This window comes from Verrucomicrobiia bacterium, from assembly GCA_035489575.1.
GTDB lineage: Bacteria > Patescibacteriota > Saccharimonadia > Saccharimonadales > JAGQNK01 > DATHJY01.
Genome location: DATHJY010000007.1, coordinates 1 through 12,493, shown reverse-complemented (window position 1 = coordinate 12,493; position 12,493 = coordinate 1). Strand labels below are relative to the sequence as shown.

Genomic DNA, 12,493 nt, shown 5'->3' with positions numbered 1-12,493 from the left:
AGGCCTGAGGGGCGAGCACCTTATGGTGGAAGTGCTCGCCCCGATCATGGCCCCTAGGCGCTCATCAGCTGGAGGCCGTTGATCAGCAGCTGGTTGAGCGACGTTGCGCCATGCAGGGCGTGGCGCGTCAGTACGGCCACTGCGTGATACGCCGCGGCGTTGATGGTCGGCATGGACACCACGATGTTGATGAGCAGCTTGTGCACACCGTTGTCGTGGTGCACCAGCGTGTAGTCCGTCATGAAGGACTCGCCGTAGGTGAGCGCACGGGTGCCTCGCGGGGGCTGGCCGTCGACCAGGGGGACCTGCATGGTGTCACGCAGGAGGGGCTCGGCCTGGGCCAGGAAGTTCAGCACCGCGTTGACCTTGTCGATCGCCCACTTGGCGGAGGGGTCGTTGCAGTCGAAGTCCTCGGGGGTCGTGACGACGTAGGTGCCGAGGTCGGTATGCCGGATGACCACGGGGGAGCTGGAAATGTCGGACATGGGGTGTCTCCTTGGGTTGGAGGCTTGTGGGAGATTGCAGCGTCAATGGCGCAGGTAACGAGTTTTCACCCTAGTCACATGCTCTGCTATTATAACATAAAAATATATACAAATCAATATTTGTCTGATTGGCTAGTTTTGTTCACCTCTGTTATAATGCATGCCATGAATGCCCAAGAAATCAGAAAAGCCTACCTTGAATTCTTCAAAGAACGCGGTCACGCCGTTATTCCGCGGGCACTTCTGGTGCCACAAAACGACCCAACTACATTATTCACGGGCTCCGGCATGCAGCCGCTGGTCCCGTATTTGTTGGGCGAGGAGCACCCACAGGGCACCAAACTGGTAGACAGCCAAACTGTTATTCGCGTACAAGACATAGAAGAAGTGGGTGATAATCGTCACGATACTTTCTTCGAGATGCTGGGCAACTGGTCACTCGGGGATTATTTTAAGGCCGAGCAATTACCTTGGATTTTTGAATTCTACACAGATGTGGTGGGGCTAGATCCGCAGAAACTCTATGTAACTACTTTTATTGGTAGTGAAGAGTTTTCTATTCCTAAAGACACCGAGTCTGCCGACATCTGGAAAAAACTATTCCAGGCTAAGGGCATCGACGCCACCGAGGCCGACCTAGGGTCCGAGGAAAACGCCGCGGCAACTGGCATGCAGCCTGGCCAGCGTATCTTTGCTTATGATGCTGCCAAAAATTGGTGGTGCCGGAATGGCAAAATTAGTGACATGCCCCCGGGTGAGCCGGGCGGTCCCTCGACCGAAATATTTTATGAGTTTGATTTTGTAGATCACAATCCCGAATATGGTGAAAAATGTCACCCCAACTGCGATTGCGGCAGGTTTGTAGAAATCGGTAACAACGTACTCATGGAGTATCGGCGTACCGAGCAAGGATTTGAAAAGCTGCCCAAGAAAAACATCGACTTTGGCGGTGGCTTGGAGCGTATCGCCATGGCGGCTATTAATAGCCCCGATATGTTCAAGATCAGTATCATGTGGCCAATTGTGCAGCGGCTGGAAGAGCTGTCTGGCAAAAAATACGATAGCCACACAACCAGCATGCGTGTGATTGCAGATCACTTGCGGAGCGCGACTTTCCTGGCCGTAGACGGTGTGGTGCCCAGCAATAAAGAGCAGGGCTACGTTATGCGTCGCCTGATGCGTCGCGCTATCCGCTTTGCCTTTGACCTGGGTATCGAACAGAACTTCCTGGAACAAATCGTACCCGCTATTGCCGATCTGTATCACGAGGACTTCCCAGAAGTAGCCGAAAAGCGCCAGGAAGTGGTTGATATACTGGTTCGCGAAGAAAAGGTCTTTCGCCAAACCCTTCGCAAGGGCGTAAAAGAACTGCAAAAAATGGGCGGCGCTGGCAAGCTTGATGGCAGCCATATCTTTACGCTCTATGATACCTACGGCTTTCCATTAGAGCTCAGTGTAGAAGAGGCGGCCATGCAGGGTATCGAAGTCTCTGCTGAGTGGCAGAAAGAGTTTGACGCCAAAATGAAAGAACAGCGCGAGCGTTCACAGACGGCCGCCAAAGGCACCTTCAAGGGTGGCCTGGGCGGACAAACCCTGCAGCACAAGAAATACCACACCGCCACGCACCTGATGTACCAGGCCTTACGCGAAGTATTGGGTGATCATGTCATTCAGCGCGGCAGCAATATTACCGAAGAGCGCCTACGTTTTGACTTTAGCCATCCCGAAAAAGTAACACGGGAACAGCTGGACCAAGTAGAGAAAATCGTGAACGAGCAGATCGCCAAAGACCTCAAAGTATCTTGGGAAGAATACCCGACAAAAGTCGCGCGTGAAGAAAAGGGCGCCTTGGGCCAGTTTGGCGACCGCTACGGTGACACGGTCAAGGTATACAAGATGATTGCTGACGGCGCAGACAAACCCTTTAGCTTTGAGATCTGTGGTGGTCCCCACGTCGACCACACGCTCCAACTCTTTGAAGACGGCAAGAAATTCAAAATCACCAAAGAAGAAGCCAGTAGCGCAGGTGTACGCCGAATTAAGGCAGTCCTGGCTTAGGTTATGGAAGGACAGTCCATACTTAACGGACTGATTGCCTACGAAATTCCTATTGATGAAGAAGACAGAACTCGCCTAGAGATTGAGGTCCCCGCTACGGGCAATCTGAGCAGAATCAACACAGCTTTTAAGCAGGAGGTACGCGCCTACCACGAGGCACTTCCGCCAGAAGAGCAAGAGCAAGATCCGCACGTAGCTATTGTGCGCTGGACACCTGCCATTGTGCGGCTCGGCAACGCAGCCTTTATCGGCATGCTCTGGTTGCCCCAGGCAGCCGAGGCGAAGGGCATGATTGTCCAAGATGGACGGGCTATCTATGAGCGGCGAATGGCAGAACAGCGTCAGCAGCGACGATCACATAATCCATACAAGAAGCCCGACAAACACTATGGTGGATTTAGCCAGGGGCGCGTGACTCCCGTCGAGCCAAAAGAAGAGTACCTTTAGGTGACCGATTCTTGCTGCTTTCTCTTTGTTCGGCCTCGGTACTTGCTGCTGCCATTTTTATTGAAATAGGAGTGGGCCCGAATGGGTTCTAGGTCTTCGACAAAAAACATATCGTAGTGGTTGCGGGCACCTTTTCTGCGCTTGGGTAAGATACCCAGTTCTGCGGCCTTGGCCTTCAGTGTTTTATCGGCTGTGCCCAGCTCGACTGCTAGTTGGTGTACCGATACGGCGCCGGTTGGCGCCGGTTGGGCCTCCTCGATTATTTTCGAGCCAGTTATCCAGGCCGTATGGGCTTTTTTAACCGCCTGGAATGGCTGGCCCTTAGAACGGCTGCGGTTCAGCAGGTCATCGGGGGATATCCCAAGTTCTATCTGAAGCGCGTGTATGAAAACTTCCTTGGACACGTTCAGGGATAGTGCGGCGCCGTAGACGCTCTCCTCGTCTTCGCCCAGAGGAGAGTTGGCGTCGGCAGCTACCTCTTTGTACTTTTGGACACGGGGGTTGGCTTCTAGTAGCGCCAGGGTGGCTTCATCTACGGCCAGTCCGGGTGGTCCGCCGTCATCAAAGTTTCGCGTGGGCAAACGTATGTCGCCGTCATTCAGTGCCTTGTCCACGGTTGTTTGGCCTACGCCAAGCTGCTTGAGGGCCTTGGGCAGCCGTATTTCTCCTGGTTTGAAAAACTCAATGGCTAGCCCGGCCTGGGCATCTAGCTCTTGCTGGTACTCTACCGGCAGCCAGTATGCTCCGTAGCGATTGGGTAGGCTGAGGGGGATCATGTGTAGAATTCGCATATACCTGACCACTGTTCTGAAGTCGCGGCTGCGATCCCGTGCATATTTCTTGACACTCATGGCATCGGGTAACATTGGGTCTCTGTCTAGTTCTTTGACTCTTTGCACAAAGTCCACACGTGTTGCCTGGAAAGTAAACAAGATATTATCCAGGTGCACCATTCGTGGCTGGAGGGCGGTCTGGGCCCATTGTTTTGATTGGGTTGCAGGTGTGCGGCCGGCCTTGATCTCTTTGACGGCTCGATTACCCATCATGATATGCCCCCAGTTATTAGGGAAATCCAGGACTAAACACGATGGCTTGCCGGCTTTCTTGCGAAGGCCCCGCGCCAATTGCTGGATATATTTTGGCTCCGAATCGGTAGCGGCCAAGAAAATGATGACATTTACGTCTGTTATGTCGATACCTTCGTTCAGCATGTTTACTGTAACCAGCGTAGGGAACTCGTTATTCCTGAACGCTTCTAGGGTGTTCTTGCTGCGTGTGTGGAGAGTGCGGGCGGCGTTGGCGGTGATATCTGTCTGGCCGTTTTCTGCTGCTTCGGCCTCGGACCAGAGCCGGGCGATAACGTCGGCATGGGCAATGGTTGTATCAAATATCAGCGGCTTTGCCTTCACGCCGTGTCTGAGCTCGTACGCTCTGACTTCCTCGCGGGCGGCAGCAACTATTTTCTTATCGCGTGCTTCTATAAAGATTCGCCTATTGAGCTTGGTGGGGTCAATCCCTTCGGTCAAAAAGGTCTCTTCTTCATCGGGATCCTCCATGACGATGTACTCGGGCCATACCAGTCTTTTCTCGTCCATGGCTTCGGCAAATGTCTTGGAGTATACGGGTGCTCCCCAGATTTCTTGGATGTCTCTCATGTCGTGACGCTTGATGGTGCCACTCATAGCTATGCTGTTGATGGCGCGTGGCAAAAAGTGGTCCAGCACAGCTTCGTAGGTGGCTGCCTTGGAATGATGGCTTTCGTCCACTATGACCAGGTCGAACTCTTGGTCTGCAAAGTATTCTTGCCAGTTTTGCTGTTGCATTGTCTGGAACGACGCAAACATAAAGGTGGGATCGTCCCAGTCCTTTTCTTCGCCAGTAAAAGTGCCATAGGTGTACTCTTCGTCCCCGAGGATGTGTTTGAATCGGGCGCGGGCTTGGCTGAGCAAGCGTGTGTCATGGCACAAATACAGCACCCGCTTCTCGGGGTTTTCGCTCAGCCAACGGTCGGCCATGATTGCCGCCATATTTGTCTTGCCGCCACCAGGATACATTTGGTATAACACTCGCTCTTTGCCAGATTCTATTGCTTGCTCTACCGCGTGCACTCCCTGGATCTGATCGTCACGAACCTCCAGGTCGGCCGATTCAAAACTGATAGCAATAGATTCGAGGGCGGGATTCTGGTCTACGAGTGCCTGAACTTCGGGGGCGAGCGGACCTCTGAGGGTGAGCTCGTCGTGATCGTCCAGGCCGTCGAGCGTTCCATCGGCTGCAGCTCTTTTGGCAATTAGGCTCCGTCTTCTCCGGATTACTCGACGCTCTCGTTCGTTGGTCCCACCCCATATGCCATGCTTTTCCTTGTGCGCAAGGGCCGACTCTAGGCAAGCCTGGCGTGCACTACATCCTCTGCAAACACTCTTGGCCGGCTCTTGGTTTTCGCCTCTTTCCGCAAAGAAATACTCTGTGGCGCTAGAACCCAGACAGGCAGCCTGGGCCCGCCATGCCTCGTTTTCTGTTTTCGGAGTTTCTTGGGGAATGGTTTTTTCGTGCGGGATAAGTATTTGCTGCTTGCTCCAGACAGGCAGCCCTTGTTTTTTGTCACCATAAGGCACGATACCAATTGGTTTGGGGATGCGACCATTTTCAATAAGCCATTCAGCTGTTTTTGTCCTGGCATGACTGGCTATGCCCAGCATATCTTTGACGGCACTGATCGTAATAAGTGATAGCTCTCCCAGGACTTCTGTGGTTAGGTCGCCTGGGTTTTGGTCTTTAACCCAATAAGAGAGCGTTTGCTCGCCAGTGCTTACCTGAAGAGCGGGTGGGATGTCGGTATTTGGGGCTGTCCTGGCGTTTTGCAGCTCGACGCTGGCCAGAAGGTCACGAATAAAAAATTCAGATAACTCTTCTTCCTCTGTTTCTTCCTCGTCGGGCATCTCTACTGGATCGTGTTTCAGTTTGGGCTGGGGTTGGGGTATGGCGTCGTACCCCATTGTTTGGCGGAATTGCCGGAGACTATCAAGTGATATTCCGTCATCCCACTCAGTATCCCTGTTGGTAGGCAGCTCACGGTGTCCACGCCCGACAGCAAGTGTTTCGTCATAAGGGTCATAATCATCCGAGCCGTGGCCATTAGAATCTACATCGCTCAGTTCCAAGAAGAACTCAGTGGCAAAAGGGACTTCGATTGCTCCCGAAGTCATGTCGGGTATAACATCATCAACCGCCAGATATGCTATACCTCTTTCACTATCATCGGAAGCTTCGGGCAAGCGGCTTCCCATGCACTCACATAACTACAGCGCTCTGTCAAAGTCAACCACCAGCGGCATATCTGATAAGACTCCCACTTTCTCATGATAGAATAGTAAGGATTATGCCTATGCTTGATAAACTCTCGAGCCTTTCTAGCTCCGCCCTCAAAAGAAAAAAGTCTGAGCCTGCTGATGCGCAGAACTATTTAGTGGGCCTAGACATCGGTACCGAGTTTGTAAAAGCTCTGGTGGCCAAAATTACAGAGGACGACACCCTAGAGATCATTGGCGTCGGGCGCGCACACCAAGAGCTGTCTGATATGCAGGCTGGCGCTATTTCGGATATTGCGGCCGTGGTGGGTAACTGCGATGCCGCGCTGGCCCAGGCCGAACAACAGGCCGGAGTTAGTGCCCGCACAGCGGTCATTGGCATAGCCGGCGAGCTTGTAAAAGGTACCACTACCACGGTGCGGTGTACGCGCAAAGATGCCAACAAACCCTTGGACGTAACCGAGCTAGAGCGAATTATTGGGCTAGTTCAGGGGCGGGCCGAGGCCAAGGCCAAAAAAGAACTGGCCTGGGAGTTGGGTGGCAAAGAAGTAGAGATCCGGCTGGTCAACAGTGCGCTCGTAGGCATTGATATCGACGGCTACAAAGTAACCAACCCGGTGGGCTTTCAGGGCAAAGACGTCCTGGTGCAGCTGTATACCGCCTTTGCGCCGCTGATACATATTGGTGCTCTGGAGCGAACGGCTCAAGAATTGGATATTGATCTGTTGGCCGTCGCGGCCGAACCCTTTGCTGTAGCTCGTTCAGTTATTGGTGATGACCCGAATGCTACCATGAGTGCCATCCTTATGGATGTCGGGGGTGGTACTACCGACATTGCAGTTATTAACGAAGGCGGTGTGCAAGGTACCAAGATGTTTGGTATTGGTGGCCGGGCGTACACCCGGGCAATCGAGCGCGACCTAGACGTTGATTTTGCTCAGGCCGAAGAGCTCAAGCTAGCCATCGGCAGCGGCCGTGTTCCCCAGCACAAAGCAAAGGTGCTAGAAAAGAGCCTGCGTAAGACACTAGACGTATGGACAAGCGGTGTCGAACTAGCGCTGAGTGAATTTGACAAGCTAGACCACTTGCCTAACAGGATTTTACTGTGTGGCGGCGGCTCCAGCCTGGGCATGCTTATGGAGCAACTGTCCAAGACAGATTGGTACAAAGAACTACCCTTTACCCGCAAACCAGTCGTGCAGCATATTCAACCCGAACAAGTGGTGGGTATGGTTGATAAAACTGGTCACGTGACAGATCATACCTTTGTAACAGCCATGGGTCTGCTGCGCGTTGGGCTGGATACGGTCCAGCAACAAAACGACAGACCAACTGGGTCTGTTCGCCAAAAAATTGATAGAATGCTTAGAATATGAACAATAAGGACACCATTTACATCGATGTCGATGACGAGATAACCGGTATCATCGATAAGGTTCAGGATTCCAGCCAAAAGATTGTTGCCCTCGTTTTGCCTAAGCGTGCCGCGGTCTTCCAGAGCTTGGTGAATATGAAGTTGCTCAAGCGTACCGCCGACGAACAAGGCAAGCGCGTCGTGCTTATTACCTCTGAGGCCAATTTGCTACCCCTGGCTGGTGCAGTTGGTATGTACGTAGCTAAGTCTTTGCAGAGCAAACCAGAGATTCCTGCTGGCCCCAACGATACCCCACCAGCTGATGACGATGAAGCCGATGTGCCGCTGGAACGTTCGGCAGCGGCAGCGAGTGCTTTGGCTGCGGACGATGACGATGAATCTATAGAAGTAGACAACAGCTCCGATGACAGCAGTGGCCCCAATGGCAAGAAGAAAAAGGGCAAAAAGGGCAAAAAAGGAGCTGACGGTGGCAAGAAAAAGTTCAATATACCCAATTTTGAAAAGTTCCGGACACGGCTCATCCTGGGAGCTATCGCAGGAGTTATTCTCATTGGCGGCGTTATTCTAGCGTTCTTTGTGCTGCCAAAAGCCACCGTTATTCTTAAAACCGACACTCAAAATATAGACACCAGCTTTGCCTTTGCGGCTGATCCTGCAGCCCAAGAGGTTAACACCGAATCCAAAGTCTTGCCTGCCAAAAACGAAGAATTCCGCAAGACCGACACTGAAAAAGTGCCGGCTACAGGCCAGAAAGACTTAGGGACCAGGGCTGCCGGGCAAGTGACGCTGTCAACCGTCTGTTCGTCCAATGTGCCAACAATCCCTACGGGCACAACGGTTAGTACTGGCAACCTCAGTTATGGTACGGCCGCACCGGTGACATTATCCCCAGCAGTTGTTGGTGGTCAGTGCCGTTTCCAGGGTACAGCCGATGTCGTGGCTACTAGCGCAGGTGAGCAATACAACGTAGAGATAGGCAAGACTTTTGCCGTGTCTGGTTATTCGGCCGTATCCGGCACAAATGCCGCAGCCTTTGCAGGTGGTACCAGCAAGGTCGTAAAGATTATTCGCCAGGAGGACGTCGACCTGGCCAAACAGCGTATCAATGAGCGAGCCGGCGGCGAAGCCCCGGATGAGCTCAAACAAAAGTTCGAAGAAGGGGGCCGAATGGCCCTGACCGACACCTTGACTTTGGGCAACGCCACGGTCACCAGCACACCAAACGTGGGTGACGAGGCGAGCGAAGTCACTGTGACTTCTACCTCTGTATTTACCATGTTGGGTATCAAAAGGGACGACCTCAAGAAGCTGGTCGAAGAAGAGGCCAAGTCCAAGCTAGACACTTCAAAGCAACGAGTGCAAGACAACGGCATAGACAAGGCCACCATAAAATCTACCGCCGAGAAAAAGCCCAACACTCGCACAGAGATGAATATTCAGACCACCGTGGTAGCCGGCCCGCAACTGGACGAGACCGCCCTGAAGCAAGAGATTGCTGGCAAAAAGCGGGGCGAAATACAGGAACTATTCAAAAACCGGCCAGGTGTCCGCGACGTAGAGGTGGCTTACAGTCCGTTTTGGGTACAATCGACACCCAAGAGTACCAGTAAGATAACCTTTGTTTTCGAAAAAGCCGAGTAAATGATAGGACTCCATCTCAAAACCCATCTTGGCCCACGACCAACCTTGACGGCAAGCTACCGGTTTTTTGCTTCGCACCATAACTACGGTTATGCCTTGTCACAAGAAAACCGCTATCTTGCTCGCCAAGGTTATCCGTGCATTCAAGGAGGGTTATGAGATGGAGTTTAATCTCATAGCATTAGACGTTGGTGAAAAAAGGGTGGGCGTCGCAGCGGCCAACACGGTGGCACGACTGGCCAACCCGCTCACTACCCTGGTACGTGACGATAGTTTTTGGCCGGAGTTGGAAAAATTACTCACCATCGAGCAGCCCAGTGTCATACTGGTAGGGTTGCCACGCAACCTAAGCGGCGACGATACTGCCCAGACTACTGCCACACGAGTATTTATTACTGAGTTGGGACAACATACTGATGTACCCATAGAGACTCAGGACGAAGCTCTTACGTCGCGGCAGGCCGAGGCCGAGCTGCAGGCGCGGGGCAAGCAATTTGCCAAGGCTGATATTGACGCCCTGGCAGCAACCTACATACTAGAAGATTATCTACGGAGCCAAGAAACCTATCATGCAGCCTAGACCTAAAAGCAAAACCAGGTGGCCAATTATTCTCACCATTCTGTTTGTCATGATTGTGCTGGTGGCCGTGGGCGGTGCGTTTGTGACTCGCCGGGCCTACGACCAAAACCTAGAACCAGTCAGTATTTCCCAGAGCAGTCAGCTTATCAAGGTAGAACAAGACGCATCGGTAAAACAGGTGGCTGGCCAACTGAAACAGGCGGGCTTGATCCGTGCGGCCTGGAGCTTCGAGTGGTATTTTCGTAACCAGAGCCTCAACGACGACCTAAAAGCTGGTACCTACAGCCTGCGACCCAGCCTATCGGTCCCAGAGATTGCTGCTATTTTGACCGATGGCAAGATTGCGACTGACCTGGTGACTGTATTGCCAGGCCAACGGCTAGATCAGATACGCAGCGCCCTGATTGAGAAATACGGCTTTACGGCAACTGCGGTGGACGCCGCGCTCAAGCCTGACCTGTATGCCAACCACCCGGCCTTGACCGACAAGCCGGCTGGCGCCAGCCTGGAAGGCTATCTGTACCCGGAGTCTTTCCAGAAAACAGCCGATACCAGTCCAGGGACTATTATTCGAGCTTCTTTGGACCAGATGCAATCGGCATTGACCCCCGGTCTTCGGGCGGGCATTGTGCGCCAGGGGCTAACGGTGCACGAAGGAGTTGTCTTGGCCTCTATCATCGAACGCGAGGTCGGTAACCCTGACGATCGCAAGGTAGTAGCCCAGGTGTTCTTGCGACGCTTGCGCGAAGGCCGCCGGTTAGAATCTGACCCCACGGCCAAGTACGGGGCTATCCTGGCTGGCCAAGAGCCAAGCGTGTTCTACGATTCGGCCTACAATACTTACACTCACGGGGGGTTGCCACCAACACCTATCAGCAATGTTAGCAAATCTTCTTTAGAGGCAGTGGCCAACCCAGCGGGAACCTCCTATCTGTTTTTCGTAGCGGGCGACGATGGCAAGACTTATTTCTCTAATACCTTAACCGAGCACGAAGCCTTAACCGAGCAGCACTGCAAAAAGCTCTGCAACCGTTAGTGCCCCTGACCCCCGTTAACGAAATTATGATAACAGAGACGTAACAGGGGTGGATAATATTGATTTAATGTTAGTTTTTTGGTAGTATCTGGGGGCAACTAATGGCTGCCTCACTTTTCTTAAGTGGCAAACCTAAGTTGCCCGGAATATTGTTTTTAAAAACCTATCCCAAAACCTCCCGAGTGAGGCTTTGAACAGGCTTAACACTCGCATACACAAGATTGGTCGAACACTCTTGTATTTAGCAAATAAGAACCAATATATCGGCACGTTCCGTACATAACGGAACCGGAGACTAGTATTCGCACCATTTCGCATACATTGAGCCGCCAAGCCGACTCAAAGTCAAAGCGCACACTGCTCCCGCGTTCATTCGCTCGGGCTTTCAAGAAATCTCGTAAACGAATCATTCGTTATGGGTTGTTGGCTGCCAACTTTGCTCTTTTAGCATTGGTGATTGGCTTTGTGGTACAAAGTCCAGATTCGGGCGGCGCAGCCCGGCAAACAGCTCTGGCCAGCAACGACAGCCAAACCGTGAACCCCCTAGACCAACTGTCTTCGTCTGATATTGCTGTGCACTTGGCACGTATGACCAGCCTGCCAGAGTCCACGGCCGTCGTTAACCAAGCTGACACTATTAATGGTCAGCTGGCTTATAGTTCTGCCGACAACAAGGTAGTGGCCAAGCCACAGATTGTCAGCACCGCCTCTAAGTCGCGGTTTGATATCCAGCGGTATGTATCTGCTGCCGGCGACACCCTGACGGGCTTGTCTGCCAAATTTGGTGTGACCTCTGACAGTATTCGCTGGTCGAATGGCCTGAATAATAACAACATCCCTGGCGGCCGCGAACTCTTTATTCCACCAGTTAACGGTATTGTCTATACCGTAAAGCCGGGTGATACAGCCGAAAAACTGGCCTCTGACTTTAGCGCGAATAAAGAGGCTATTATTGCCTTTAACGACGCCGAGGTGTCTGGCCTGCCTATTGGCCAGCGGATTGTTGTTCCTGATGGTTCTAAAGCTACCGGAGGCATTAGCGGTGGCGGTACTAGCTATGGCGGCAGCGTGGCCTGGGGCGCAACGGCTATTTATGGCTTTAACGGCTACGACCGTGGCTGGTGTACCTGGTATGCGGCCAGCAGGGTGTCTGTGCCTGCCAACTGGGGCAATGCTAATACTTGGGACAACTATGCTGCTCGCAGCGGCTGGACGGTCAGTACGGTGCCACGGGTTGGTGCTGTTGCTCAGACCGATGCCGGTGGCTTGGGCCATGTGGGCGTAGTAGAAGCTGTTTCAGAGGATGGCACCATGATTAAATACTCTGATATGAATGGCCTCGCTGGCTGGGGCCGTGCAGGCTACAGCGACTGGGTCCCCGTCCGCTCCAAGTTCCAACGTTTTATTTATAGATAATCTGTCTGCTCGGGCTTGCACTATGCACCCAAACTGGCGGTTGGATAAACAAGACTAGCCAGAAAAGATTCTACCATCTGGCAGCTTGCGGAACTTGTCCTGTCTTTGTTATTGATTTCAAACGAAATACAGGACTGCACACAGTCC

At 52.7% G+C, this 12,493-nt stretch carries 9 protein-coding genes; 7 read left to right on the top strand and 2 right to left on the bottom strand.

What is annotated here, in order from left to right; genetic code table 11:
- Positions 1 to 53: 53 nt before the first annotated feature.
- Positions 54 to 485: a hypothetical protein gene (locus VK694_03160; protein ID HTE57719.1), complete on the bottom strand. Its 432-nt coding sequence runs from the start codon at positions 483 to 485 to the stop codon at positions 54 to 56.
- Positions 486 to 650: 165 nt separating this feature from the next.
- On the opposite strand from VK694_03160, the gene VK694_03155 reads away from it, so the two are divergent.
- Complete coding sequence (locus tag VK694_03155) at positions 651 to 2,543, top strand: alanine--tRNA ligase (GenBank protein HTE57718.1); 1,893 nt, start codon at positions 651 to 653, stop codon at positions 2,541 to 2,543.
- 3 nt (positions 2,544 to 2,546) lie between these two features.
- Positions 2,547 to 2,990 (top strand): hypothetical protein, encoded by a 444-nt coding sequence (locus tag VK694_03150; GenBank protein ID HTE57717.1) that lies wholly within the window; start codon positions 2,547 to 2,549, stop codon positions 2,988 to 2,990.
- Here VK694_03150 and VK694_03145 read toward each other — a convergent pair.
- Entirely contained in the window at positions 2,987 to 6,265 is a 3,279-nt protein-coding gene (locus VK694_03145) for a DEAD/DEAH box helicase family protein (GenBank protein ID HTE57716.1), read from the bottom strand. The genes VK694_03150 and VK694_03145 overlap by 4 nt on opposite strands.
- A gap of 110 nt (positions 6,266 to 6,375) precedes the next feature.
- Here VK694_03145 and VK694_03140 point away from each other — a divergent pair, with 110 nt between their 5' ends.
- From VK694_03140 to VK694_03120, 5 genes are all read left to right on the top strand, one after another.
- A complete protein-coding gene (locus VK694_03140; protein ID HTE57715.1) occupies positions 6,376 to 7,674 on the top strand; it encodes a cell division FtsA domain-containing protein in 1,299 nt (432 codons plus the stop codon).
- Positions 7,671 to 9,314, top strand: a complete 1,644-nt coding sequence (locus VK694_03135; protein HTE57714.1) for a hypothetical protein — start codon at positions 7,671 to 7,673, stop codon at positions 9,312 to 9,314. The genes VK694_03140 and VK694_03135 overlap by 4 nt, the downstream gene beginning before the upstream one ends.
- A gap of 160 nt (positions 9,315 to 9,474) precedes the next feature.
- A complete protein-coding gene (ruvX, locus tag VK694_03130) occupies positions 9,475 to 9,894 on the top strand; it encodes a Holliday junction resolvase RuvX (protein HTE57713.1) in 420 nt (139 codons plus the stop codon).
- On the top strand, positions 9,884 to 10,930 hold the full coding sequence (gene mltG, locus VK694_03125; GenBank protein HTE57712.1) for an endolytic transglycosylase MltG: 1,047 nt from the start codon (positions 9,884 to 9,886) through the stop codon (positions 10,928 to 10,930). Before ruvX ends, mltG begins: the two co-directional genes overlap by 11 nt.
- Positions 10,931 to 11,251: 321 nt before the next feature.
- On the top strand, positions 11,252 to 12,346 hold the full coding sequence (locus tag VK694_03120) for a LysM peptidoglycan-binding domain-containing protein (protein HTE57711.1): 1,095 nt from the start codon (positions 11,252 to 11,254) through the stop codon (positions 12,344 to 12,346).
- Positions 12,347 to 12,493 lie beyond the last annotated feature (147 nt).